The organism is Aeromonas sp. INTO2 (genome assembly GCF_049860605.1).
Taxonomy (GTDB): Bacteria; Pseudomonadota; Gammaproteobacteria; order Enterobacterales; family Aeromonadaceae; genus Aeromonas; species Aeromonas caviae.
The window spans coordinates 413669-439174 of record NZ_CP187588.1 but is presented as its reverse complement, the minus strand read 5'-3'; the positions used below and the strand labels follow the sequence as shown (position 1 = coordinate 439174).

At 61.9% G+C, this 25506-nt stretch carries 25 protein-coding genes and 1 riboswitch; of the genes, 13 read left to right on the top strand and 12 right to left on the bottom strand.

Annotation, left to right across the window (positions count from 1 at the left end):
* Positions 1-120 precede the first annotated feature (120 nt).
* Positions 121-930, bottom strand: a complete 810-nt coding sequence (gene fkpA, locus ACPW74_RS02170; RefSeq protein ID WP_029313875.1) for an FKBP-type peptidyl-prolyl cis-trans isomerase — start codon at positions 928-930, stop codon at positions 121-123.
* Positions 931-1049: 119 nt separating this feature from the next.
* On the opposite strand from fkpA, the gene ACPW74_RS02165 reads away from it, so the two are divergent.
* Together ACPW74_RS02165 and ACPW74_RS02160 are read left to right on the top strand one after the other, a co-directional pair.
* Positions 1050-2018: a WD40 repeat domain-containing protein gene (locus ACPW74_RS02165; protein WP_104454674.1), complete on the top strand. Its 969-nt coding sequence runs from the start codon at positions 1050-1052 to the stop codon at positions 2016-2018.
* Positions 2019-2032: 14 nt separating this feature from the next.
* The gene (locus ACPW74_RS02160) at positions 2033-2248 is read left to right on the top strand and encodes a SlyX family protein (protein ID WP_010673249.1); all 216 of its coding nucleotides are present in this window, start codon (positions 2033-2035) and stop codon (positions 2246-2248) included.
* A 64-nt stretch (positions 2249-2312) separates the two neighbouring features.
* Here the strand turns inward: ACPW74_RS02160 and slyD are convergent, their stop codons facing one another.
* Positions 2313-2939, bottom strand: a complete 627-nt coding sequence (gene slyD / locus ACPW74_RS02155) for a peptidylprolyl isomerase (RefSeq protein ID WP_052815183.1) — start codon at positions 2937-2939, stop codon at positions 2313-2315.
* Positions 2940-3085: 146 nt separating this feature from the next.
* Entirely contained in the window at positions 3086-3292 is a 207-nt protein-coding gene (locus ACPW74_RS02150; RefSeq protein ID WP_010673247.1) for a YheV family putative zinc ribbon protein, read from the bottom strand.
* Positions 3293-3331: 39 nt separating this feature from the next.
* On the opposite strand from ACPW74_RS02150, the gene ACPW74_RS02145 reads away from it, so the two are divergent.
* The 3 genes from ACPW74_RS02145 to ACPW74_RS02135 all read left to right on the top strand — a co-directional run bounded on the left by ACPW74_RS02145 (position 3332) and on the right by ACPW74_RS02135 (position 6100).
* The gene (locus tag ACPW74_RS02145; protein ID WP_279981793.1) at positions 3332-4018 is read left to right on the top strand and encodes a hypothetical protein; all 687 of its coding nucleotides are present in this window, start codon (positions 3332-3334) and stop codon (positions 4016-4018) included.
* 138 nt (positions 4019-4156) lie between these two features.
* On the top strand, positions 4157-5056 hold the full coding sequence (locus ACPW74_RS02140) for a chemotaxis protein (RefSeq protein WP_069651814.1): 900 nt from the start codon (positions 4157-4159) through the stop codon (positions 5054-5056).
* Positions 5057-5116: 60 nt separating this feature from the next.
* Positions 5117-6100 (top strand): hydrolase, encoded by a 984-nt coding sequence (locus ACPW74_RS02135; protein ID WP_042881268.1) that lies wholly within the window; start codon positions 5117-5119, stop codon positions 6098-6100.
* Here the strand turns inward: ACPW74_RS02135 and ACPW74_RS02130 are convergent.
* Positions 6082-7233 carry a GGDEF domain-containing protein gene (locus ACPW74_RS02130; RefSeq protein WP_279981795.1) on the bottom strand — a complete coding sequence of 384 codons (1152 nt, stop codon included), beginning with the start codon at positions 7231-7233 and terminating at the stop codon, positions 6082-6084. The genes ACPW74_RS02135 and ACPW74_RS02130 overlap by 19 nt on opposite strands.
* Positions 7234-7322: 89 nt before the next feature.
* Between ACPW74_RS02130 and ACPW74_RS02125 the strand changes: the two genes are divergently transcribed.
* The 3 genes from ACPW74_RS02125 (at position 7323) to ACPW74_RS02115 (ending at position 9223) form a co-directional block, all read left to right on the top strand.
* Positions 7323-7568 carry a YheU family protein gene (locus tag ACPW74_RS02125; protein ID WP_010673242.1) on the top strand — a complete coding sequence of 82 codons (246 nt, stop codon included), beginning with the start codon at positions 7323-7325 and terminating at the stop codon, positions 7566-7568.
* Between the two features lie 235 nt (positions 7569-7803).
* Positions 7804-8673, top strand: coding sequence for a phosphoribulokinase (locus ACPW74_RS02120; protein WP_010673241.1), 870 nt, complete (start codon positions 7804-7806; stop codon positions 8671-8673).
* 16 nt (positions 8674-8689) lie between these two features.
* Positions 8690-9223 (top strand): hypothetical protein, encoded by a 534-nt coding sequence (locus ACPW74_RS02115; RefSeq protein ID WP_324062762.1) that lies wholly within the window; start codon positions 8690-8692, stop codon positions 9221-9223.
* A 69-nt stretch (positions 9224-9292) separates the two neighbouring features.
* On the opposite strand, the gene ACPW74_RS02110 is transcribed toward ACPW74_RS02115, so the two are convergent.
* The gene (locus tag ACPW74_RS02110; protein ID WP_010673239.1) at positions 9293-9592 is read right to left on the bottom strand and encodes a hypothetical protein; all 300 of its coding nucleotides are present in this window, start codon (positions 9590-9592) and stop codon (positions 9293-9295) included.
* Between the two features lie 48 nt (positions 9593-9640).
* Entirely contained in the window at positions 9641-10045 is a 405-nt protein-coding gene (locus ACPW74_RS02105) for an OsmC family protein (protein ID WP_010673238.1), read from the bottom strand.
* Positions 10046-10419: 374 nt separating this feature from the next.
* On the opposite strand from ACPW74_RS02105, the gene crp reads away from it, so the two are divergent.
* Both crp and ACPW74_RS02095 read left to right on the top strand, forming a co-directional pair.
* On the top strand, positions 10420-11058 hold the full coding sequence (crp, locus tag ACPW74_RS02100; RefSeq protein ID WP_010673237.1) for a cAMP-activated global transcriptional regulator CRP: 639 nt from the start codon (positions 10420-10422) through the stop codon (positions 11056-11058).
* Positions 11059-11185: 127 nt separating this feature from the next.
* Positions 11186-11986 (top strand): putative RNA methyltransferase, encoded by an 801-nt coding sequence (locus ACPW74_RS02095; RefSeq protein ID WP_041211190.1) that lies wholly within the window; start codon positions 11186-11188, stop codon positions 11984-11986.
* A 140-nt stretch (positions 11987-12126) separates the two neighbouring features.
* Here the strand turns inward: ACPW74_RS02095 and ACPW74_RS02090 are convergent, their stop codons facing one another.
* The 4 genes from ACPW74_RS02090 to ACPW74_RS02075 form a co-directional block, all read right to left on the bottom strand.
* Complete coding sequence (locus ACPW74_RS02090; RefSeq protein ID WP_425858531.1) at positions 12127-14724, bottom strand: glycosyl hydrolase family 18 protein; 2598 nt, start codon at positions 14722-14724, stop codon at positions 12127-12129.
* 111 nt (positions 14725-14835) lie between these two features.
* Positions 14836-14922, bottom strand: a riboswitch (cyclic di-GMP riboswitch).
* A gap of 201 nt (positions 14923-15123) precedes the next feature.
* Positions 15124-18585 carry a hybrid sensor histidine kinase/response regulator gene (locus ACPW74_RS02085; protein ID WP_425858530.1) on the bottom strand — a complete coding sequence of 1154 codons (3462 nt, stop codon included), beginning with the start codon at positions 18583-18585 and terminating at the stop codon, positions 15124-15126.
* 63 nt (positions 18586-18648) lie between these two features.
* Complete coding sequence (locus ACPW74_RS02080) at positions 18649-19791, bottom strand: 3-phenylpropionate MFS transporter (RefSeq protein ID WP_010673233.1); 1143 nt, start codon at positions 19789-19791, stop codon at positions 18649-18651.
* A 261-nt stretch (positions 19792-20052) separates the two neighbouring features.
* The gene (locus ACPW74_RS02075) at positions 20053-22146 is read right to left on the bottom strand and encodes a TonB-dependent hemoglobin/transferrin/lactoferrin family receptor (RefSeq protein ID WP_279981798.1); all 2094 of its coding nucleotides are present in this window, start codon (positions 22144-22146) and stop codon (positions 20053-20055) included.
* A 195-nt stretch (positions 22147-22341) separates the two neighbouring features.
* Here ACPW74_RS02075 and ACPW74_RS02070 point away from each other — a divergent pair, with 195 nt between their 5' ends.
* From ACPW74_RS02070 to ACPW74_RS02060, 3 genes are read left to right on the top strand one after another with little or no spacing between them, the layout of a single operon-like run.
* Positions 22342-23310, top strand: a complete 969-nt coding sequence (locus ACPW74_RS02070; RefSeq protein WP_279981799.1) for a ChaN family lipoprotein — start codon at positions 22342-22344, stop codon at positions 23308-23310.
* Between the two features lie 14 nt (positions 23311-23324).
* Entirely contained in the window at positions 23325-23858 is a 534-nt protein-coding gene (locus ACPW74_RS02065) for a cysteine hydrolase family protein (protein ID WP_182957147.1), read from the top strand.
* A 57-nt stretch (positions 23859-23915) separates the two neighbouring features.
* Entirely contained in the window at positions 23916-24323 is a 408-nt protein-coding gene (locus tag ACPW74_RS02060) for a hypothetical protein (RefSeq protein ID WP_279981801.1), read from the top strand.
* Positions 24324-24387: 64 nt separating this feature from the next.
* On the opposite strand, the gene hutZ is transcribed toward ACPW74_RS02060, so the two are convergent.
* Complete coding sequence (hutZ, locus tag ACPW74_RS02055) at positions 24388-24945, bottom strand: heme utilization protein HutZ (protein ID WP_010673228.1); 558 nt, start codon at positions 24943-24945, stop codon at positions 24388-24390.
* Positions 24942-25454, bottom strand: a complete 513-nt coding sequence (gene hutX / locus ACPW74_RS02050; protein WP_425858529.1) for a heme utilization cystosolic carrier protein HutX — start codon at positions 25452-25454, stop codon at positions 24942-24944. Before hutX ends, hutZ begins: the two co-directional genes overlap by 4 nt.
* Positions 25455-25506: the final 52 nt, after the last annotated feature.

Genomic DNA, 25506 nt, shown 5'->3' with positions numbered 1-25506 from the left:
GTCTATTCTGGGGGCTAGCCGCCACACACTCAAGACGGCCTCATCGCTTTATCCGGGGGATTGCGACAATACACAAGCAAAAACGGCTCCCTGGGGAGCCGTTTTTATGGTGCTTTGAGCTTATTTCTTGGCGTTGTCGCCATCGGCAGCCGGTTTTTCGATGGCCAACAGCTCTACGTCAAATACCAGCACGGCGTTGGCCGGGATGGAACCTGCACCGTGCTCGCCATAGGCCAGCTTGGACGGCAGGAAGAACTTGAACTTGGAGCCGACCGGCATCAGTTGCACCCCTTCGGTCCAGCCCGGGATCACCTGGTTGAGCGGGAAGGTAGCCGGCTCGCCGCGATCGACGGAGCTGTCAAACTTGGTGCCATCGGTCAGGGTACCGGTGTAGTGTACCTTGACGATGTCGGTGGCCTTCGGCTTGGCGCCGTCACCCATCTTCTCGACCTGATATTGCAGGCCGGACTCAGTGCTCTTCACGCCCTCTTTCTTGGCGTTGGCAGCCAGGAACTCTTCACCCTTCTTCAGGTTTTCCACGGCATCCTTGTCGGCCTTCGCCTTGGTCAGCTCGTTGATCTTGGCGTCGTATTCCTGCAGAACCTTCTGGATCTCCTCGTCGGTCATCTTGGCTTCTTTGCCCAGACCGTCGGTGACACCCTTCAGGATCACGGTGTTGTCCAGCTTGATGCCGAGCTCCTGCTGGCGCTCCAGGGTATTGGCGATATAACGACCCATGGAGAGGCCGATCGCATAGCCGGATTGCTCTTCAAAGCTCTTGGCCTCAGCCTTGGGGGCCTCTGCCGGCTTGCTGGCTTCTGCCTTGACCTCTGCGGTGTTGGTCGCAGCAGGTTTCTCATCTTTTTGGCAAGCAGTCAGACCGACGGCAACCGCCGCAGCCAACAGGGACACCTTCAGAAAATTGTTCATCAGTTTCTCCAAAACTCTAAATACCGCTCTCGGTTCCTTCGTGAAATGAGAGGTTTATCGTGATAAGCGCCTTATACTAACGCCGTGATCGCAGGTAACGAAAGCATGAGACAGGAAAAATGATCAAAAGTGCCATTTATCTCATCGGTATTTGCCTGATGCTGACGGGGTGCGAACAACGCTCACTTCCCAGCCAGCAGATCCGCCTCGCCAACCAGGGTCTGCTGAGTGCGGATCTCGCCAGTTCCGGCAAGCTCGCGCTCGTCTCCAGCCTGGGTCAGGGCACTGTGGTGTGGGATCTGGAACAGGGCAAGGAGCGCTGGCGCTGGCGCCAGAGCGATGACCAGGAGGAGTTCGTCACCCTGACCCGCTTTTCCCCCGATGACAGCCATGCCATCACCGCCACCCAGCACACCTTCGCCATCTGGCGCTTGCAGGATGGCCGCTCCCAGGGTTACTACTCCCTGCCAGAATCCCCCCTGCGCGATGCGGCGATCTCGGCGGATGGCCGCCAGGTGCTCATCGGCCGTGAAGACGGCAAGGCGGAAGTGGTCGACACCCAGACCGGACGCCGGCTGCAATTCCTCGGCCACACCGAACAGGTCAACACGGTGGATCTCTCCCCCAACGGTCGCTATGCCCTCACCGGCGGCAACGATTACAGCGCCTATCTGTGGGATACCCGCACGGGCCAGGTGGTGTGGCGCTTCAACCACGCCGGGCGAGTAGTGATGGCGAGACTGGATCCGTCCGGACGCTTCGCCTTCACCGCAGACAGTCGCCAGGCCAGCATCTGGGATCTCAAAACCGGCAAGGAGCACAGCCGGTTGCAATACGATCACCGCTTCGAGGTCTACACCAGCGCCCGCTTTGCCAACGGCGGCAACTGGCTCATCACCGGCGCCCCCTCCCGCCAGCTCACTCTGTGGCAGGTGAGTGACGGCCAGCCATTGCAGAGCTGGCGCGTCTCGCCCCATCCCAAGGTGAAACCGCCGAGCGCTGTGGTCTATGGCGTGGCTTTGCGCGACAATGACCACCTCGTCAGTGCCAGCTCCAGTGGCCTGGCTGAAATCTGGACTATCAAGTAAGGACCAAAAGGCCCATGAGTCAGCAACTAAACGAACGCCTCGAAACCCTGGAAAGCCGCCTCGCTTTTGCCGAATACACGGTGGAGCAGCTCAACGACGAGGTCACCACCCAGGGTCGCGAGCTGGACCGGCTCAAACACCAGATCCATCTACTGGTGGATAAATTGCAGAGCGTACAGCCGAGCCAGATCGCCAGCATGGCCGAAGAGACGCCGCCACCGCACTACTGATGAGTGCCAGCCATAAAAAAACCCGCGCCATGCGCGGGTTTTTTTATCATCGGCCAGGCCGTGATCAGTGCTGATGGCCCTTGCCACCACAACCGCCACCACCGCAGCAACCACCGTGACCGTGATCGTCGCCGTGATCGTGTGCATGGTTGTGACCATGGCCACCACAGCAGCCACCGTGGTCATGATCGTGATCATGGCCGTGATCATGGTCATGACCGCAGCCACCAGCGCCGTGCACATGGCCATGGGCCAGCTCTTCGGCGGTCGCGGCACGCACGTCCTTGATCTCGACCTTGAAGCCCAGGGTCACGCCAGCCAGGGGATGATTGCCGTCCACCTTGATGAACTCCTCGGACACCTCGATGACGGTCACCGGGCGGTGGCCGTCGTCGGTCTCGGCCACAAAAGTATCCCCTTCAGACACTTCCATACCGTCGAACAGCTCGCCGGGCACTTCCTGCACCAGATTCTCGTCGTACTCGCCATAGGCCTGGTTCGGCGTCAGGGTGACGTCGAACGCCTCGCCCACGCTGCGACCTTCCAGCTCGGCTTCGAGGCCGGAGACCAGGTAACGGGTACCGTGCAGATACACCAGCGGCTCTTTACCGACAGTGGTGTCGATGACTTCACCGTGTTCGTCGGTGACCGTGTATTCCAGCGTAACCACGCTCAGGGGAGCTACTTTCATGTCAGGGATCCTGCGGATAGAAAAAAACGGGCTCAGAATACCTCAAAAAGGCAGACAAGCATATGGTCGGCCCGGCTTCAGTGTGATGAAAAAGTCATCAACAGCGACCAGCCTGACCGGCGTACCATCACCTTGAGGCATGGCACTCACTCGGGACGAAACACCCCTATCACCTGCTCCGCTTCACGCGTCGCCTTGTCCACCTGCTCCTGGGTCTGCACCTGGGTATCCCCGCACTCGACACAGGTCACCTTCTCGACTCCATGCTCCATATACAGCATCATGGTGTCCATCTTGCCGCACGCCGGGCAAACTGCCCCGGCAATGAAGCGTTTTTTACGTCTGGTTTCCATTTTTGTTACCTCCAGGCAGCATCATATCAGGGTTTTTACATGCATCACGCCATCGAATATCAGCATTTTTCCACTTCCACCCTTCAGGTCGGCCCCCGCAAGCGCTCCCCCATGGGCCAATTGCTGCGCGTCACCCAGGGGGTGGCGCTGCTGAAATTGGGTGCCCATGAGCTGCTGCTGACACCTGGCAGCCACTTCTGGCTCTGTGCCGATGCCCTCGCCGCCTTCACCCCTCTGGCTGGCTGCCAGCATGATCTGCTGGCCTGCTCCGTGCGGGTGCCCCAGCCCGCCCAGGCTGGCTGGTTGCAGGCAAGCCCGTTGATGGACGCACTGCTGGACAGCCTGGCGGCCTGGTCACGCCCACGCGACTGGCAAGGCCCCTATGGGCAGCGGCTGCAAGTGGTGGGAGATGAGTTGCACGGCTGCACCATCTCGTCACTGGGGGATCAGGCACTGCAAGATGCCTGGCAAGCCCTGGCCAGAGCGCAGCCGGATAGCGTGGCTGCCTGGCAGACCCTGCTGGGCACTCGCGGTCTCGAGGGCCCGGACGCCCAGGCACTGCAGGATCAGTGGCAACTGTTGCAGGGGATTCGCCTGCTGCGAAGCGGCAGCACACCGTCACAGGTGGTGAGCAGGCTGGGTTATCGGGATGAAAGCGCGCTGGCCGAGGCTCATCTGCAATGGCTCGGGGCGCCCCTCTCCCCTCAGCCATCCGCGACCCGATAAGAGAGGCATAAAAGGATGGCAAAAGAAATCCAGTTTTGCGGCTCACCGCCGCTAACAACAAAGGAGTCATTCATGTCACCATCCTTTATGCTGAACACCCGATTGACCGTCACCGACTAGATCAACAGGACATCCGCCATGACGAGCAAGGCCAACCAATCCCAGGGCATGTTGCTGTTCCACCTCTCTGCCAGACAATCCTTCGCCATCGGTACCCTCAAGGTGAAGGAGATCGTGCCCTACACCCAGCTCACCGCCCTGCCACAATCCCATCCCACCGTGCTCGGGGCCGCCAGCATGCGCGGCACCACCATCCCGGTGATCGACATGGCAATGGCCGTGGGCTACCGCCCCATCACCCGGGAGGAGATGCCCCACTGCTTCATCATCATCACCGATTGCCGCCGCACCCTGGTGGGCTTTCTGGTGCGGGGCATCGACAAGATCACCGAGTGCAACTGGCGTGACATCGAACCGCCCCCTCCCTCCTTGGGACAGAACGTCTTCGTCACCGGTGTGACCCGGGTGGGAGATCAGTTGATCCAGTTGCTGGATGTGGAACTCATCCTGTCGCGGGTCTATCCGGACGATCCCAGCCATCTCTACCCCGTGCTGACCGACGTGCAGCGCGAGCGGCTCAAGCCGATGCGGATCCTGCTGGTGGACGACTCCTCTGTCGCCCGTCGCCAGCTCATGGCGGCGCTCGATTACATCAACATCCCCTACGAGGTCTGCACCAACGGACGCGACGCCCTCACCCTGATGCAGACCCGGGTCTCCCAGGGCACGCGGATCGACATCCTGGTGAGCGATATCGAGATGCCGGGGCTGGATGGTTACGAGCTGGCCTTCGAGGTCCAGAGCGATGCCAAGCTGGCGGGAGCCTACATCATCCTGCACACCTCCCTCTCCAGCGAGATCAGCGTGGAGCGGGCCCATCAGGTCGGCGCCCACGAGGCGCTCACCAAGTTTGAAGCCAACGAACTGATCCAGGCCATGCTGCGCGGCGCCGAGCACCACGATCGTCTGATGGCCTGATGTCGCGGCGAGCCAAGGGCTCGCCGCCCCCTTTTCCTCCCTGCTCTTCCGAGTCGTTGCATGTTGACAGAAAGCCACTTTCACGCCCCCTGGTGGGCCCGCAACCCCCATCTGCAAACCATTTTGCCCAAGTGGCTGCGCCGCTCGCCTGCCCGCTTCATCCAGGAGCGCTTCGAACTCCCGGACGGCGATTTCGTTGATCTGGCCTGGAGCGGCGAACCCGGCCAGGATGAACAACCCCTGGTGGTGGTGTTCCACGGACTGGAGGGGAGCATTCACTCCCACTATGCCAAGGGGCTCTTTGCCCACCTGCAGCGGCAAGGGAACGAGGCGGTGCTGATGCACTTTCGGGGGTGCAGTGGCGAGCCGAACCGGCTGCTGCAGGCCTATCACTCAGGCGCCATCGAGGATGCCCAGGCGGTGATTGCCGAGCTGGGGCGACGTTTTCCTGGCCGCCCCCTGGTCGCCATCGGCTATTCCCTGGGGGGCAACATGCTGGTCAATCTGCTGGCGCGGGCCTGCCCGGCACCATTGAAGGCGGCGGTGGTAGTGTCGGCCCCGCTGCAACTGGCAAGCTGTGCCGATCGGGTCAATCAGGGCTTCTCACGGGTCTATCAGAACTACCTGCTGCGGACCATGCGAACCAACCTGCAAAGCAAGATCCGGCGCCAGAGCGCGGCACGGGCGCGCTGGCAGCCGGCCCAGATCACCCGCATCGCCACACTGAGGGAGTTCGACGAGCTGGTGACGGCACCGCTCCATGGTTTCGAAAGCGCCGATCACTACTACCAGACCTGCTCCGGCCTGGGCCTGCTGGCCCGCATTCCCATCCCGACCCTCGTCATTCACGCCGCCGACGATCCCTTCATGACCGATGCCGTCATTCCGGCGGCGGAGCAGCTCTCCCCTCTGGTGCGCTACGAGCTGAGCAGACAGGGCGGCCACGTGGGCTTCCTGCACGGCTCTCCCTGGCGCCCCCGCTTCTGGCTGGATGAGCGCATCAGCCAGTGGTTGCGGGAGCAGACTCAGGGTGCGAGCCGATAACCGTTGCGCCCCTCTTCCTTGGCCTGATAGAGGGCGCCATCGACTCGCTCGAGCAGCATGACGAGGCTCTCCCCGGCTCGCCACTGGGCTATCCCCAGGCTCAGGGTGAGGTGGGGGGCTACGTCGGAATCCTCATGGGGCAGAGCCCTGGCCGCCAGAGTGGCGCGAATGCGCTCCGCCACCTCCTGGCCACCGGCCAGCGTCGTCTCCTGCAGCAACACCACGAACTCCTCTCCCCCGTAGCGCGCCACCAGATCGCCGGGCTCCCGCACACTCTCCTCCAGGCACTCGGCCACCAGGATCAGGCACTCATCCCCCGCCTGATGACCATAGCGATCGTTGTAGCGCTTGAAGAAATCCACATCGAGCAGGATCACGGTGAGCGGTACATCCTGGGTGGTGCCTTGCGCAATGGCACGCTTGCACGCCTGATCGAAGTGGCGACGGTTGGCTATGCCGGTCAGGGGATCCCGGTTGGCCATGGCATTCATCTTGTTTGCCAGCATCAGGTTGTCGTGTTCCCTTGACACCGCAAGCTCGAACCAGCCGTTGAGCATGCGCCGCCCCGTCTCCAGCACCACCAGCAAGACCCCGACCACGATGGTGTTGACCAAAACAAAGGGCTCAGGACTCCAGGAGGCTCTCATCAACAAGAACAGCAGGGGGACAGAAACCAGTGCGTAAAACAGCCGCACATCGCAATACGCGGCGACGAGACCGGTCAGCAGCAACAGACTGACCATGTTGAAAATGAAACTGAAGCCCCCCTTCAAGTCGACGATCGAGATGGTGTAACCCACCATGGCCCAGGCTAGCCCCCAGGCCAGGGCACAGACGCACAGGGACACCAGCCAGATGGCATGGGATTGACGGGAGAGCCAGCCCCACCCGAGCGGCAGCAGCAGGCCAACACCTATCATGGCAAAGAGCTGCCATTTGTAGGACCAGGGCAGGTTGCCGACCAGTACCAGGTGTGCATCCCGATAGATGTAGAAGCGGGTCAGCAGAAATACGAGGGCGATGAGATTGATGACCCAGTACCAGCGCAAACCGGCGCTCAGGGCGCGGCGGCGGGCATCGAACAGGTGCTGTTCGAATTGACTGGAGGGTCGGCGTTCGTCAATGGATGGCATGGCACCCCTCGTCCAAAACGAGACAAATCCCTTGCGCTTGCCGACCAGACACCGACAATATCCGCAATCCAATGAGTGAAGATGAAATCATGATTATCCCCTGGCAAGAACTGGAGCCGGACACCCTCACCAACCTGCTCGAACACTTTGTGCTGCAAGAAGGCACCGAATACGGTGAACAGGATGTCAGCCTGACCGACAAGGTCGAAGCAGTCAGGCAACAATTGCTACAAGGTAGCGCCGTGCTTGTCTACAGCGAGCTGCACGAAAGTGTCAATGTCGTCCCAAAGACTCATTTAAGCAAGTCACCCACTGACGACTTCCCCCAGGCGTAACGCGGTCACGGCTTATCGGGCGGCTCACCCCGCCCTCCCCCTATCCAGCACACATCATCAGGCCGCATGACCAGTTCGCCACCCAGCAGCACCTATTCCAACGTACCCAGAGCACAAGGCAGCCCTTGTTCACAGCTATTGCCGGGAAGCGTGGGGGCAGCGGGAGGATGACGGCGCACTTGACCGCACTTTGGGCCACCCCTTATAACGGAACTCCCAAGGAAGAGAGAATTCTATGTCCGCCAAGCATCCCATCATCGCGGTCACCGGTTCGTCCGGTGCCGGTACTTCCACCTCCACCAACGCCTTCCGCTCCATGTTCCACCAGCTTGGATACAAGGCGGCCGTGGTCGAGGGGGACAGTTTTCACCGCTACACCAGGCCCGAGATGGACGTGGCTATCCGCAAGGCCCGGGAGCAGGGGCGGCATATCAGCTACTTCGGCCCGGAGGCCAACGACTTCGGTCTGCTGGAGTCCTTTTTCCAGGAGTATGGCCAGAGCGGCACCGGCCAGTACCGGCGCTATCTGCACAGCTTCGACGAGGCAGTGCCTTTCAACCAGATGCCTGGCACCTTCACCCCCTGGCAGGATCTGCCCGGCGAGACGGATCTGCTGTTCTACGAAGGACTGCATGGCGGCGTGGTCACGGGGGAGCACAACGTGGCGCGGCACGTGGACTTTCTCATCGGCGTGGTGCCCATCGTCAACCTGGAGTGGATCCAGAAGCTCATTCGCGACACCTCGGAACGCGGCCACTCCCGCGAGGCGGTGACCGACTCCATCGTGCGTTCCATGGATGACTACATCAACTTCATCACGCCGCAGTTCTCCCGCACCCACATCAACTTCCAGCGGGTGCCGACCGTCGATACTTCCAACCCTTTCAGCGCCAAGGTGATACCCAGCCTGGACGAGAGTATGCTGGTGATCAGGTTTCGGGGCATCAAGCAGGTGGACTTCCCCTACCTGCTGTCGATGATAGACGGCGCCTTCATGTCCAGGATGAACACCATCGTCGTGCCGGGTGGCAAGATGGGCTTCGCAATGGAACTGATCCTGCGCCCCCTGATCCAGCAACTGATCGAAACGGGCAAGATCACCTGAGCCAAGGAGCTTAACGATGCGCGCTGCACTTCTCTCATTCACGCTGGCAACCCTGCTGGGCGGTTGCAGCTCCGGCCCCGCCGCACCGACGGTCGAAACGGGCACCATGGTGGTTCGCCCGGCGGAGCATTGGACCTACGGGGCGACACCACGCTATGCGCTGGCCGAACAATTCCAGTATGCGGGCAACAGCGCCGCGCCCTGGCTCGAGCCGGTACAGCAGGCCGTCATCCGGCAGCTGGACGGCAAAGGCTGGCGCAGCGTTCCCCTGGATGAGGCCGACGTCTGGGTCGCCATCGGGGTAGCTGGCAGCCAGGACATGAGCGATGGCGAGATCTTCTCCCGCCTCGGCATGACACCGGGCCTGAACGCCGCCACCAATGCCCGCAAGGGGACCCTGGCCATCGTGCTGCTCGACGGGCATAGCCAGAAAGCTGTATGGAGCAGCGCCATCCAGCTCGCCAGCGACGTGCCTGTCGCAGAGGAAGCCCGTGGCCAGCTTAGCCAGCAACTGGCCGCCCAGTTGCTGGGCTCGCTACCGTCAGACTGATGTCTCTTTCAACAAAAACGGCCTGCTTCACGCAGGCCGTTTTCCATGCACGCCGTGACGGCATCAGGGTCACTTCAACTCGCAGGTCAGCTGGGTCACACCGCTCTTGACCAGGGTGGCCTGCTTGTCCTGACGGGAGAAGGTAGTCACCCCGTCGGAATAGCTGGCAGTCTCTTTGGGCGACTCGATGCGCCCCAGCTTGTGATAGACACCGGCATAAGGGAACTGCACCATGTCGGCCTGGGCATCATAGGTGATGGCCAGCAACTCTTCCCCGCACTGATACTGGCTGTATTGATACTGGGTCGGCTGCGGCATGCTGCAGGCGGCCAGACCGAACAGGGGAAGCAACATCATCATTTTTTTCATCGCACTTTCCTTATGTCATGGCGTTATCGACGGGACAAACTATAGCGGTCAACCCTCAAGGATTTGATAACTATGGGTAATTTCTACCGCTTTTTCCAACATCAGGGAAACTGAACAATATTTTTCCATGGACAGATCCACCGCACGGGCGACCTGCTTCTCCGCCAGCCCCTTGCCGGTCACCACGAACTTGAGGTGGATCTGCTCAAATACCCGGGGAACGGTATCGGCGCGGGTCCCTTCCAGTTCGACATGGCAGGCGGTCACTGACTGACGGGCCTTCTCCAGGATGGAGACCACATCGATGGAGCTGCAACCGCCGACAGCCAGCAGGATCATCTCCATCGGGCTGGCACCTTCACCCGGGTTGGCGCCATCCAGGGTCACCTGATGACCGGACTCGCTCTCTCCCACAAACTTCATGCCTTCCACCCAGCTGACCTTGGCTTTCATCTCTCACTTTCCTCTCAATGACGACGGTTCTAACGCCCATAGCATACCTCAAGCCGGGGTCGAGTGGCACATGCGCCAGGATCTTGCCCGTTCCCGGCGATAAAGCCCCGTTTGTGGCGACAGCAGTCTCTCCTGCGAAACGGACGACGACCCAAAGGGAAATAGATCGAAATCAACATCCGACCTCCTCTTCTTGCCTAGAATGCCCCGGACGACGCAGCAGATGGCGGCTCACCGGTGGACGGCAAAACCCCAAAGCCTTGTCAGCACAGGCAAAGGCTCTTATTCTACTGCGACCAAAGAGTAAGGAATGGCAAGCTTGGCAACTTGCCTGGACGCACAGTCCATAAAAATGACACTACAGAGGAAGTCTCATGATCATTGGCAAACCGCAAAGCGATCCCACCCTTGAGTGGTTCTTGTCGCATTGCCACATTCATAAGTATCCCGCCAAGAGCACCCTGATCCACGCCGGTGAAAAAGCGGAAACCCTCTACTACATCGTCAAGGGCACCGTCGCCGTCCTGATCAAGGATGACGAAGGCAAGGAGATGATCCTCTCCTACCTGAATCAGGGGGATTTCCTGGGCGAGATGGGGATGTTCGAAGAGAACGAGAATCCGGAGCGTTCCGCCTGGGTACGTGCCAAAGGCGCCTGCGAAGTCGCCGAGATCTCCTACAAGAAGTTCCGCCAGCTGATCCAGGTCAACCCGGACATCCTGATGCGTCTATCCGGTCAAATGGCCAAACGCCTGCAGCACACCAGCCAGAAGGTCGGCAACCTCGCCTTCCTGGACGTGACCGGCCGCATTGCCCAGACCCTGCTCAACCTGGCCAAACAGCCGGATGCCATGACCCATCCGGATGGCATGCAGATCAAGATCACCCGCCAGGAGATCGGCCAGATCGTCGGCTGCTCCCGTGAAACCGTCGGCCGCATCCTCAAGATGCTGGAAGAGCAGGAGCTCATCTCCGCCCACGGCAAGACCATAGTGGTGTTTGGTACCCGCTGACCGGGTTCCGCCGACGGCGCCCGCACAGCGCCGTTGGATAAAAAGGCTGCCCATGGCAGCCTTTTCCGATCCTCTCCCCTATAATCCCGAGCGCCCCGCCGTCATGGCCTTCGCCAAGAGAACTCCTATGCACCTTCAATGCCCCCTTTGCCGCAGCCCCCTGCACCTTCATGCCGCCTCCCGCGGGGTCTATTGCGACAACAAGCACCACTTCGATCCCGCACCGGAAGGCTATCTGGACCTCATCCCCGGCAAGAAGAACCCCAAGGACAGCGACAGCCGGGCCCTGCTGCGCGCCAAGCGCCGCTTCCTGGAACAAGGCCACCAGCTGCCTCTGGTGGACGCCATGGCGAACCTGCTCGCTCCTCTTGGCGAGCGCGAGCTTGTCCACCTCGGCTGTGGCGAGGGGTACTACTGCCGTGCCCTGGCTGAGCGGCTGCCCGGCTGGCAGGTCGGCGGTTTCGATCTGGCCAAGAATGCCATCTTCGCTGCCAACAAGGCGCAACCGGAAGGCCAGTTCGTCATCGCCGACCCGGCGCGCGCCCCGCTGCTGCCTGGCACGGCCCAGGTGCTGCTGGTCAACGACCTCAAGGTCAAGACGGAACTCCTGGTCAGCTGGCTGGCGCCGGGCGGCTATCTGCTCCACGTGCAGCCAGGCCCTCGCCATCAGTGGCAATTGCGCGTCAGCCTCAATCCGGTGAGCATGGAACATCCCCTGAGTTGGCCCGCCCTCACCGGGCTTGTCAATGTTGCCCAGCAACGCGCCCAGTTCAGTACGGCGCTGGATCAGGGCCTGCGCGAGCACATTCTGGAGACCAGTCGCCTCGGCTGGCGTGCCAGCGGCGAGCAGCGCCACGCCTTCACCCACCAGGGGCCCGACGCCCTCGAGCAGGATCTGCTGCTCAGCCTGTGGCAAAAACCGCTGTGAACCGGTGATATACCATGAAAAAAGGCCCTGACGGGCCTTTTTGACAAAGCAAGTGCGCCTTTTCCCTGACAGGGAAGAGACACCCAACCACGCAGCAAGACAAAAATGGGGCCCTCGGCCCCATTTCTCATCACGGCAGATCAGTTGCAGCTCGCCGCGCCCTGATCGACCCAGACGGCGGCCTTGCCGGGCTCATCGCCCTTGGTCCAGTACTGGGCCTTCCACTTGCGGCCGTTGTGGCTGGTGACATCACCGCCGTTGTAGACCACTCCGGCATCCCAACCCAGTTGTACCTGGCTCACCAGTTTCCACTGATCGGCGGTGCGGCTCGGCTCGTTGCCCTGGGTCCAATACTTGGCCTGCCACACCAGTTGCTTGTGGCTCACCTTGTCATTGGTGTTGTAGACGGTACCTGCACTCCAGGCCGGGTGGTTGGCCGCATCCGGATCGCTGGCCTCGCAGCCACCACCTGTACTGGCCGGCTTGACGGTCAGGCGGGTAACGGCTGTGGCATCCAGCGCCCCATCGGTGACCACCAGGGTCAGATCGTAGGCCGTGTCACTGGTCACGTTCGAGCCCGTTACTACCAGGGTCGCGCTGTCCAGACCGGTGGCGCTGAGCCCGGCCGGCACTGTCCACTGATAGCTCAAGGCATCACCATTGGGGTCGGAAGCGGTGGCCTTGATGCTCACCTGCTTGCCGGCCTCGACGGTCGCACTGGCCGGTACGCTGACCACGGGGGGCAGGTTCGGCTGCGGCGCCTTGTTGGTGACCACCACCTGATCCTTGGCCGAGAGCCCCTGATCGTCGGTCACGGTCAGCTCGAACACCAGATTGATGTCGCTGCTGACGGCATCCAGTACCACACGGGCCTTGGCCTGGGTGGCATCCAGCAGGCTGGCCTGGGGTCCGGAGACCTGTTTCCAGCTGTAGGTCAGCGCCCCGTTTTCCGGATCATGGGAGGCGCTGCCGTTGAGGGTCACCTCGGCCGGGCCGGTGGCACTCAGATCGCTGCCGGCATTGGCAACCGGCGGCTTGTTGACCGGCGGTAGCGTACCCTCGCCGTGGCCCAGCCCCTCGTGCATGGCGTTGAGGATGTCGCCGTTGTCCGCATCAATTTCCCAGGCGAACAGACCGCCGAGCTGGTTCGCCAGCACGTACTGCCCCTTGGCCTTGACCGAGCGGTCGTTGTCGAAGGTGATGAGGTCGCCACTGCTGGCCTTGAAGACATAGGGGGCCTCGGCCGACTCGTCATAGCCCTGCTCCCAGCCTGCGCCCATGCGGTTGTTGACGATGTCGCGGTAATCCACCACGCCATTTTCCCAGGTACCGCTCACCGGTCCGGTAGCGGTGCCGGTGAAGGGGTTGCCGGCCTGGTAGTTCTTCGCTCCGGTCCAGCCACGGCCATACATGGCCGCCCCTACCACAATCTTGCCCGGTGTCACCCCCTGACCCAGCAGCGCCTTGACGCCCTTGTCGGTGGTGTACTTGGTGGCCGGATCCCAGCTGGAGGCAAAGAGGTTGGTCTGGTGGGCCAGATTCGTCAGGTCGAAGGCGCCGCTGAAGTCGTAGCTCATCAGGAAGATGTGGTCCATGTACTGCTGGGCCGCCTGATAATCCACCTTGGCAATCTTGTCACCGCCGGCGCTGATGGCCGAGGTCAGCTCATACTGGCGGCCGGTCTCGGCTTCCAGTTCATCGAGCATGGCTCGCAACTCCTTCATCAGCACCACATAGGTAGCGCCGTCATTCGGGCCGCCCAGGCTGGGGTTGGCCCCCTGTCCGCCCGGGAACTCCCAGTCGATGTCCACGCCGTCGAAGAATTTCCAGGTCTGCAGGAACTCTTTGACCGAGGCGACGAAGGTATCGCGCTTGGTCTTGTCACCCAGGAAATAGAAGGGATCGGAGAGGGTCCATCCACCGACAGACGGCAGGATTTTGAGGTCTGGATGGGCCTGTTTGAGCGCCATCAGGTTGCCGAAGTTACCCTTGTAGGGCTCATCCCAGGCGCTGAGGTTGTCCTGAGACATCTGGATCGCCGCCCAGGGATCATGGATGGAGACCTTGAAGTCTTCGCGACCCGCACAGGAGCGCTGCAACGCCTCGAAGCTGCCCGAGATCTCTTTGAGGCTGTCGTTGATGCCGTTGCCACCGCAGATGGGGGTGAAGCCGTAGAGGATATGGGTCAGGTTCTGGGCCGGGATCTTGTCCACGGTGAACTTGCGACCATAGACACCCCACTCCACGTAGTAGGCCCCCACCACCTTGCCGGACTTGTTGGCGTAGGGCTTGTTGTTCTCCTTGAGGGGCGCATTGAGCGGCGCCAGGTGGCTGCCGTCGGTATCGGCGACCATCAGCTCCTTCTTGTCGGAGAGGGTGCAGCCGTCGGCGTTGCACAGGGCCACCTGCATCTGGTAACGCCCCCCCTTGGTGACCTTGAAGTTGGCGGTACCCGCGGCGGAGGCCGGGCCTGACCACACCTCCTTGCCGTCGAGCAGTACCTTGGCGGTCTGTCCGACGTCACCGGACCAGAGGTTCCAGGTCACGCTGACGGGAGCGCCATCCTTGTGGACGGTCACCAGCTGGTTGTAGGCCGAAGCGGCCTGATTGACTTCAACGATGGCAAACTTGGTGGGGCCGGAGCCAATGGTGGGTTTGCCCGGGGCAGCGGCGAAGGCGGAGGTAGTGCAAAGCCCCCCGACCAGAAGCGCCAGCAGGGAAAGTTTTGGACTTAACATATTTGAACTTCCTTATTTCGTTATTGGAATTAACAACGAAAAAGGCAACGCAACCTGCCAGGTAACGCAGACAACATCGCAACCATGGCTTGGCCCATGGACGATACAACCTGTGGTGGCCCCGCTATCCTAGGTACGCAGACCCTTAGACCGGAAGCTTTGCGTCCCGGACTTTCATCCGGTTTGCCTTTTTGCACAACTTGATTTGCGACAAAAATAATCGCCGAATGACTATAGAGGAGAGTCGCCCGGGTGCCACCTGCCAAAAGTGACACCCGGCAAGACTCAATTATCACCAAATCCGGAAAATGGCGACGAAATAGGCATCATCATCGTCGATCATGACGTCTGGATGGCATCCAGAAAATGTTCAGTCAATGCTCGATTCTGTGAGGCCAGTCACTGAACCGGCATCAGCAGGCTGTTCATCAGGGCGCGCAGCTTGAGAGGTTTGACCGGTTTGCTCACGTAGCCGAAGCCGTGCTCACGGATCTGTGCCTGCAACTCGCTCTTGCGATCCGCACTGATGATGATGCCGCCGATACCGTTGCCGTGGGCCAGCCTGATCATGTGCAGCGCCTGCAACCCGGTCTTGCCGTCATCCAGGTGATAATCCGACAGCACCAGCGCAGGCAGGAAGCCGCCGCCGATGATCTCTTCCGCCTGCTCCAGGCTCTGGGCACAGCGCACGTCGCAGCCCCAGCGTCCCAGCAGCGAGGCCATGGCGATGAGGATATCCTCCTCGTTGTCGATGCAGAGGATCCTGACCCCTTCCAGCTGACTGTCTCGCAGGGCCGGGGTCGTCACCTGGCTGGGGATGACGGGCCGGGTCGCGAGGTTCAGGGTGATGGCAAAGACGGACCCCGCTCCGGGCCAGCTGCGCAGGGAGAGCTGATGACCCAGCACCAGCGAAATGCCGCGGGCGATGGCGAGCCCGAGGCCAAGCCCCTGCTCCCTGGCGGTGCGGGAGTGATCGAGGCGGGAAAACTCGTCGAAGATCGCCTCCTGCTTGCCCTCCGGGATGCCGGGGCCGTTGTCCCACACCTCGATGCGCACCTTATCACCCATGCGGCGACAGCCGAGCAGCACCCGACCGCCGGGGTTGTAGCGAAATGCGTTGGTGAGGAAGTTCTGCAACACCCGCCGCAGCAAGCGCACATCGCTGTAGACCGCAAGGCGGCTCTCCACCACGGAGAACTGGATCCCACCGGCCTGGGCCAGCACGCCGAATTCCGCCTTGAGATTGTCCAGCACATCGCTCAGGGCGAAATCGAGCTTCTTCGCCTTGAACTTGCCCGCCTCGAGGCGCGAGATGTCCAGCAGATCCGTGATGAGATCCTCGGTCGCCCCCAGGGCGTCGTCGATGTGGCGAGCGATGCGGGCCGGTTCGTCCTCCGGGGGCAGCATCTCCAGCAAGGAGGAGGTAAAGAGCTTGGCCGCGTTCAGCGGCTGGGTCAGGTCGTGGCTCACCGCCGCAAGGAACCGGCTCTTGGACTGGTTGGCCCGCTCCACCTGCTGGTTTACCAGCAGCAGTTGGCGGTTGAGTTCGGAGAGCTCGTGGGTGCGCTCGGCCACCCGCGCCTCCAGGTGCTCGTTCGCTTCCCGCAGCACCCGCTCCGCCGCCCTGAACGGGGTGATATCGGTGAAGGTCATGACAAAGCCCCCCGCAGGCATGGGGTTGCCCTGCATCTCGATGACCCGACCATCGGGACGCTCCCGCGCCGAGACATGGGGGCTGCCACGCTTCATGAAGGCAACCCGCCGCGCCACCTGGGCCTCGATGTCTCCCTGACCGCACAACCCCTGTCCGGCGTTGTAGCGGATGATCTCCTCGATGGAACGGCCCACCTGAATGAGACCGGGGGGATAGGAGAACAGCTCGATGTAGCGTCGGTTCCAGGCCACCAGCCTGAGCTCCCTGTCCACCACGGAGATCCCCTGCCCCATGTGTTCGATTGCCCCCTGCAACAGGCCGCGGTTGAAGCGGAACATGTCGGAGGCCTCGTCCACTATGGTGGCGATCTCCTCGAGCTGCATGTTGCGCCCCTGCAGGGCAGAGGCCAGCACCAGGCGGGCGGACGAGGTACCGAACACCCCGGCCAGCAGTCGCTCCGTGTGGGCGATGAGCTCGGCGGAGGCCTGCATCTGGGGCGCCAGGGTGCCTCCCCGTTCGCCCGCGAAGCGGCCGAAGGCCCGCTTGACGCGGCTGGAACCGACGAAGCGGGCCGCCAGCATCTCCAGCTCCTTCACCGAGACCCGTGCATGATAAAGCGCCGAGGTATCCCGGCTCGTCTTGCCGACGAAGTTGGCTGCCTGCAGCCGCTCACTCACCGCCGCCCGTGACAGCAGGGAGCCCGCCACATAGCCGGCGAGGTTGAGCAGAAGACTCAGGAAGAGGCACCAGGCCCCCAGGCTCAGATCCCGCACCGCCGGCCAGTCTGGGGGCGCCAGCAGGGCTTCGAGAGGGGAGCCAGCCAGCAGTCCGCTCTCCGCCAGCAGGGTCACGAACCAGAGGCTGACCCCGAGGGCGAGCCCGAGATAGACGCCCTTGCGATTGCCATGACGCCAGTACAGGCCGAGCAGCAGGGCCGGTGCGAACTGGGCCACGGCCCCGAACGAGAGATAGCCGATGCGCGACAGACTGGTGAGATCCCCGAGCCAGAGATAGAGCGCCCAGGCCGCCAGCAAAATCAGCAAGATGGCACCCCGACGCACCTGCAGCAGCAACCGCATCAGGCGCTCGTCCCGCCCCTGTTGCCAGACCCGGCGCAGCAGGACCGGCAACACCAGATCGTTGCTCACCATGATGGCCAGGGCGATGGTGCAGACGATCACCATGCCGGTGGCCGCCGAGGTGCCGCCGAGAAATGCCAGCATCGCCATGCCGTCGAATCCGAGGGACATGGGGAGGCTTATCACATAGGTGTCCGAGGCCATATCTGCCCCGACCCACTGCTTGCCTGCCAGCGCCAGCGGCCAGATGAAGAGCCCCATCAGGAAGAGATAGAGGGGGAAGATCCAGCGGGCCCAGTGCAGATCCTGCCCCTGGTTGTTCTCCACCACGGTCACGTGAAACTGGCGCGGCAGGCAGATGACGGCGCACATGGCGATCAGGGTGTAGATGGCGAGCTCCAGCAGACTGCCCGGCGTCACCGCCACCACCGCATCGAGGAAGTCGCCCGCCACCAGAGTACGCGCCTCGCTCGGTCTGGCGATGATGAGCCAGAGCGCAAAGCCCCCCACCGCCATGAAGGCGAGCAGCTTGACCACGGACTCGAAGGCGATGGCCACCACCATGCCCCTGTGGTGCTCGGTGGCATCCAGGTTGCGGGTGCCGAACAGAATGCTGAACAGGGCCAGCAGCAGGGTGACACCCAGCGCCAGCTCCGCCATGTTGCTGGTGGGGCTGACCCCCGTGCTGTTGGCCATCAGCAGATCGAGCCCGGTGACGATCGCCTTGAGCTGCAGCACCAGGTAGGGAAGTATCCCCATGACGGCGATGAGGCTGATCACCATGGCCAGGCGCTGGGACTTGCCATAACGGGCGGCAATGAAATCGGCGATGGAAGTGATGTGCTCACGCTTGGCCACCAGGATGAGGCGGGCCAGCAAGCGCCAGCCAAACAGGAACACCAGCATGGGGCCCAGGTAGATGGGCACTGGCGACCAGGGAGATTCGCTGGCCTGGCCCACGGTGCCGAAGAAGGTCCAGGAGGTGCAATAGACCGCCAGCGACAGGCTGTAGAGCAGAGGCTGCCCCTTGGGGCGACGGCGCTTGTTCTTGTCCGCCACATAGGCGATGAGGAACAGCAAGCCCAGATAGGCGAGCGACAACCCGATCAGCAGCCATCCTTGGTGCATCTCTCTACTTCCCTTGTCCAGATAAGTCGGAGGCCTGCCGCGCCAGAGACCGGCAGACCTGTGTCATCGGCCCTGTTCAGGGCTCTCTTCGCGCAGCCGCAACACGAAGACCGGCAGTACTACCAGCACCATGATAAAGAAGATCCCGCCTCCCAGCGGCTCGAACAGCACGCCGCAGATCGCCATCAGGGCCGCCACCGTCATGCCAAGGCCCAGGGCAGCATAGAGCGCCTGGGTGGGGATCTGCTGCTCTGCGGGCAACTGGCGGGTCATGAAGCGGATGGCGCCGAGGTGACTGACGCAGAAGGTGACCCCGTGCAGCAGCTGGCCGAGCACCAGCACCGCCAGATCGGTAGAACTGCCGAGCAGCACCCAGCGCACCACGCAGCCAAGGGCCCCCACCAGAAACAGGGTCTGGGCGCCAAAGCGCTGGAGGAAGCGCTTGTCCGCGGCGAACATGGCGATCTCCGCCACCACTCCCAGAGCCCAGAGATACCCGATCAGGGTGCCGCTGTAGCCGGCGCTTTTCCAGTAGATGGCGCTGAAACCGTAGTAGGCCGCGTGGCTCCCTTGCAGCAGGGCGGTGATGAGCAGGAAGCGGCGCACCGGGGCCGACCTGAGCGTGACGAGCAGCGAGGCCTTGGCCCGCTCCCCTTGCAGCTCCCGGGGGGCGGGTCGCAGCGGCAGCAGGCTGAGCCCCAGCATGATCAGCAGCCCGGCCACCATGGTGTGCAGCACCCAGTCGCTGCCAAAGTTGCCCACCAGGGCCCCCACCAGGGTGGAGGCGACGATAAAGGCAAAGGAGCCGCACAGCCGCACCTTGCCGTAGTCGAGGTGAGTCTGAACCACCATGCGGGTGGCAAGCGCCTCTCCCATGGGCATCAGGGTCGGGTAGATGAAGTTGGCCGCCAGGGTCAGCACCACCAGCCACCAGAGGCTGTGGCCCAGATAGAAACCGAGGAAGGCCAGCAGACTCAGCAGACAGAGCAGCCGGGTGACGGGCAGCAACTGGCCGGCCCCCTTGACTCGCCCCATCACCATCAGGTTGCCGGCAAAGCGGATGGCCATGCCCACCCCCAGCAACAACCCTATCTGTTCAGTACTCACCCCGATGCCTTCCAGCCAGAGCGACCAGAACGGCAGATAGGCGCCATAAACGAAGTAGAAGGCGCCAAAAAACAGGGCTAACCAGGAGAACGCGGGCATAGAGGCTCGGGTTGCATGACAAGGGGCACAAATGATAACCGATTTCGGGACGGGGATCCCCAGGCGGCATGACAGATAAAAACCATAAATATCAATAAAGTTGAACCTTTGTCACATCCCCCTGTCTATTGGGTAACACCGCTTCCTGATGAGTGTTGCAATCCTTCCACCCGCCCCTGGCGGGTTTCTTTTTTGCAGACGCCGACCTTCATGTCAAAAGGGGCCCGAGGGCCCCTTTTCCTTCATGCTGGTCCACGACCATCAGAACACGTACTTGACCCGTGCACTGAGGTTGCGGCCAGGCTCGGTCTGCTTGCTGGTATCCGCGGTGGCGGCAAGGCCGGTGATGCTCTCGTAGCTCACGTACTCCTTGTCAAACAGGTTGAATACCCCCACGTTGAGCTGCAGGTCCTGCACCGGCTTGAACTGGGCATAGAGATCCACCACGCCCCAGCCTGCGCTCTTGATGTTGTCGTTGCCTCGCGCATCCTTGCCCACCTTGTCCATGTCGTCGGCAAAGCGCAATGCGGTGTTGATGTTCCAGTTCGGCTGCTCCAGACGCACCCCGACGCTGCCGTTCAGGGGGCTCAGGCTGTTGATGTAGTTGCCCTCGCCATCCTTGCCCTCGATGTAGGCCAGGTTGCCCCAGACGTTGACCAGCTCGTTCAACCAGTAGTCCGCCTTGGCCTCGGCCCCCTTGGTGGTCGCCTTGTCCAGGTTCTGGTACTGATAGAGGGCGGTACGGCCTTCGGTGCCCACGGCCGTCAGCTCGATGAAGTCGTCGAACTTGTTGTAGAAGGTGGCCACTTCATAGCTGAACCCGCCACGGCTGCCGCGCACCCCCAGATCGATGCCGTCGCTGCTCTCTGGCTTGAGGTTCGGGTTGGGCTCGATGCGATAGCCATACGCCTGGTGGTTCAGGGTGGAGAAGGCGTTGTCATACATGGGCGCCTTGAAGCCGTGGCTGTACTGGGCGAACAAGTTCGCCGCCTCGTGCGCCTTGAACACCAGCCCCAGCTTGGGAGAGAACTCCCCTTCGGAGATCTTCTTCATGTTCTCGCCGGTGTAGGCGGGATCCTCGTCCGGGGTCATCTTGTAGTAGTCGTAACGCACGCCCGGGGTCAGCACCCAACGCTCGCCGAACTTGATCTCGTCAAAGGCCCAGAGCGCACTGCGCTCGCTGGTGGTGGAGGGGAAGCTCAGCTCGTTGTAGCCAACGAAGTCACCCGGAACGGTCGGCCCCTTGAAGCGGGTGCGCTCGTTGTCGGTGTGCTCGTATTCCAGGCCCCAGGCCAGACGCTGGCTGGCGAGCGCCTTGTTGAACTTCACCTGGGCGCCCAGGCTCTCCTGCTCGAAACCGTTGTGATCCAGGGAGTTCTTGGTCACATAGGGGTTGCCCGGCATGACCGGATACTTGGACGAAGCGTACTGATCCAGGGTCTGCTTGGCGCGGCTGTAGTAGATCTTGCTGTCCACGCGATCCGCCCAGGGGGCGTTCAGGGTGAGGCCATGATCCAGTACCAGGGAGAGGTTGTCGGTCTCCTTGTCGGTAATGGGCTGGTTGAAGACGGAGCCCGCCTTGGTCAGAACGATGGCATCCGGATCCTGCCCCTCGGTGAAGTAATCCACCGTCAGTTTCAGGAACTGATCATCGGAGAGATTCCACTTGCTCTTGAACAGCACGGCCTGGCTGACGATGTCGAACTCGTTCTTGTCGCCGTCATAATTCTGGGTGACACCGCCATCGCGCCATGTGTAGCGCAGCAGGTTCTCGACTTCCCCGGTGCGCAGCGCCCCCGTGATGCCGGCCATTCTCTGGTGGCTGCTGGAGGCATAACCCGTGGTCGCATCCAGATAGCTGTCGCGGCCCTTGAGGAAGTCGCCAGCATCCTTGGTGGTGATGGCAATGACGCCTCCCAGAGCATCGGAACCGTAAGCGGCTGAGGCCGGCCCTTTGGCCACTTCCACCTGCTTGATCATGTCGGTGTCGAAGTAGGTCTGACCCACGCCGCCATTCTTGTAGGCATCGTTCTGGCGCACACCGTCCTGCACCACCTTGACCCGGTTTTCGCTCATGCCGCGAATAGTGAAGGTCTGGGCATCTCCTGCGCCTCCCTGCACGCTCACCCCGGGCTCATAGCGGAACAGATCGGCGACGTTGCTGACGACCTGCTCTTCAATCTGCGCCGAGGTAATGACGGCGATGGGACCGGAAACATCTTCCAGCTTCTGTTCCATCCGGGAGCCGCTGACGACCATGACTTCATCGGCTTTCTTGTCTGCGGCGAAAGCGGGGGAGATCAGCCCGGCCGCCACGGCGAGGGCTATCAGGGAGGGGGGGTTGTTGTGCGCCACTGCAAAGTCCTTATTGAGAATTATTATCAAGCGGAAGGCATATTACCCCGCCAGAGACAAAGATCAATAATAAAGTGAATCATTCTCATTTCGCTTTATCGTCATTCCCCCTTACACTGGCGCCACTTTTTGCTCGCCATGCCGCCATCCCATGGTGCAGCCTTTTCCCATCCCCTGTTTCTTGAGTGAGTAACCATGATCCGACGACTCCCCCTGCTCGCCCTGCCCCTGCTGCTGGCCGCCTGCGCCACCACGCCACAGAACACCCCACCCGAGACCCTCTATCACGCTCGGCTCGATACAGCCCAGGGGCAGGCGCTGACCTTCGAGCAGGCGGTGACGCAGGTGGCGGATGCCGACATCGTGCTGGTGGGGGAGCTTCACACTCACCCGGCCATCCATCTGTTGCAGGCCCGTCTGCTGGCAGGGCTTGACGAGATGTCGCAAGCCGATGGCCAGGCCCTGGTGCTCTCCATGGAGCAGTTCAGCCGCGCCGATCAGCCGGTGCTGGATGCCTACCTGGCCGGACGCATCGGCGAATCGGCCCTCATTCGAGATGGCCATGCCTGGCCCAACTACCAGAGTGATTACCGCCCTCTGGTGGAGTTCGCCAAGGCGCAGCACCTGCCAGTGATTGCCGCCAATGCCCCCAAACCTCTGGTGAGCTGCGTCGGTCAGGAGGGATCGGCCTGGCTCGACAAACTGCCGGCCAATCGCCGCAGCCAGCTTGCCCGCGAGCTGACTCTGGGGGATGACGGCTACCGCCAGAAGTTCATGGCTTCCATGCACCATGGGGATGCGGACGGCAACGCCCGTCGCTTCGCCGCCCAGACCAGCTGGGACGACACCATGGCCGAAAGCATGGTGGATTATCTGGGCAAGCATCCCGGCAGGCGCATCATGCATATCGCAGGCAACTTCCACGTGGAGGGGGGACTCGGGATCGCCAGTCGCATCGCCAGCCGCAATCCGGCACTCAAGGTGGCACTCATCGTGCCGCAAACCGATGACGAGACAGCCCCCGGGAGAGACGCCGATGTCAGGGTCCACATCGCTCCCCTGCCGGAACGCTGGCTAAATGCAAAGGAAATGAAGCAAGATATGGGCGCACTGCATCAATCCCGAAGCCGTGACTGCAGCCAATGGTTGCAACCCTCAAAATAGCCCAAGGATTTCATATGGATGTGTTACTCGTCATCGACATGCAACAGGGGTTGTTCGATAACCCCCGCCATCAGGATGCCCAGGTCATCGCCAACATCAATCGTCTGGCCGATCGCGTGCGGGGCCAACACGGACGGGTCATCTATGTGCAACACGACGAACCGGGTTCCGAACTGGAACCTGGCAGTGCGGGCTGGCAACTGCACGCCGATCTGGCCCCGTCTCCCCACGACAGCCGGGTGCGCAAGACCGCCTGTGACAGCTTTCTCGATACCGAGCTCGGCTTCCTGCTGGCAGAGCAGTCGGTAGACAGACTGCTTATCTGCGGCTGTGCCACCGACTTTTGCGTCGATACCACGTTGCGCAGCGCCGCCGCCAGGGGCTTTGACGCCTTTGCGGTGACCGACGCCCATACCACGGCGGACAGGCCGCACCTGAGTGCGGAGCAGATCATCCAGCACCACCACTTCATGTGGCAGCATCTGAGCCTGCCTCAAGGCAGAAGCGTGACCCTGCTCACGACGGATGAGCTGCTGGCCACCATTTAACCCGAGCGGGCGTGTTAAGCTGCCCGTCCTGATGTGAACACCCGATTGGAGTCTTGTGTGCGTCTACTCTCTGCCGTTGCCCTCACGCTGCTGTTACCGGCGCTCACCGCCTGCTCCGGCTTGCCGGGGGCAGCACCCGATGGCCCGGCCCCCCTGTTCCACACCCATATCAGCGACGACGGGAGCAAGCGCTTCACCTTCGAGGCCGCCCCTCTCGACGTCCTGCCCACCCGGTTGCAGGAGGGAGATGACAACCGACTGAGCCGCCGCGACAAGAGCCTGCTGGAACGCCGGGAAGCCCTGCAGGACGAGCAGCTCACCCAGATGCTGGCCACGCGCAAGTATTGCCGAAGCGGCTATATCGTCCTCAGCCAGACCTCCTGGAAGATCCGCGGAGAATGCAACGAGAGCGCCAGCCAGGTCGATCGCGATGCCTTCCCCAACCAGGCAGGCTGGCAGGAGTAACCCGGGACATAACAACAAAACGGGCAGCCCAGGCTGCCCGTTTCTCATCTCGCTAATTGTTCCCTCAAACGGGTTCATCCGCCGGGCTGGTCAGCTCGGCGCCATTGTCGATGCGTTTGTGCCCTTCCACCAGGTGAACGAAGTCCACCAGCTCGTCGCCGGAGACACGGAACGCCTGACCGAATCCCTTAACGAACAGTCCCTGCTCGGGCTTGAGCCTAAACAGCACGAAGTCCTTGAGGTTGGAGAGCCCTTTGACTATCTCGCCGAAGCGCCCTTCCAGCGCCGCAACGGCCTTCTCCCAGCGTGCGTCGTCGCGGGCCACCACCTCGGCGACCGCATCGAAGGTCAGACGCTTGCGGGCAAACAGCTCGCGGGCACCGGTTTCGTCCTCGATCAGCATCAGCGATACCTTGGGCACCTGTTGCAGGTTGCGGGCGTGGCGAGCTATCTCGGAGATGAGCACATAGTATCCATCTTCCTGCAGCACGAAGGGGGCATAGCTGGCATTGGGGTTGCCTTCGCCATCCACAGTGGCGAGCTGCAGGGTACGGCAACCGTCGCGGAACTCGCGGATCTCCGGTTGCAGGCGGTTTTGCAGGCGCTCCTGACGTTCACTCATGCTTTCACTTCCTCTTGATACTGACGGCGCAGGGCCATGAAACGCTCCACCTGCTCAGGCAGCAGTTGACGCTGCTCGTCCCGGCCCAGGTAGATCTTGAAAATGCAGCGGCCACTGTGGCCAAAGAACTGGAAGGAGTGACCTTCCTTGCCCATGAAGAGCTTGCTGACCAGGGCGATGCCCGCCACGTTGTCGAGCTTGAGGTGGCCGTGCAGTTCGCCGTCCCGCCCCATCAGGTTGTAGTAGCCGCGCGCGTTCTTGCCCTTGGGGAAGGGAGCCTTCACCTCGAAGATGGAGCCATCGGATTCGACGATGGTGGTCACCTGACCCCAGCTGGACAGGTCCGCCAGCAGGGCTTCGGCCTCCACGGCCGGCACTTGCGTCATCAGGGCGGCAGGCAGATGGCGTACCACCTCCCATTCGCTGACGGCCAGCTCGGTGGCGAGGGTGGACGGGTGGGCGCTCGGGTCTTGCTCCAGCAGCGCGTGAATGCGTTGTGCAATGCTCATCGGTTCTCCCTGGATGATCTGGCGATGGTGCTCGGTGTCGCGGCGGATACTG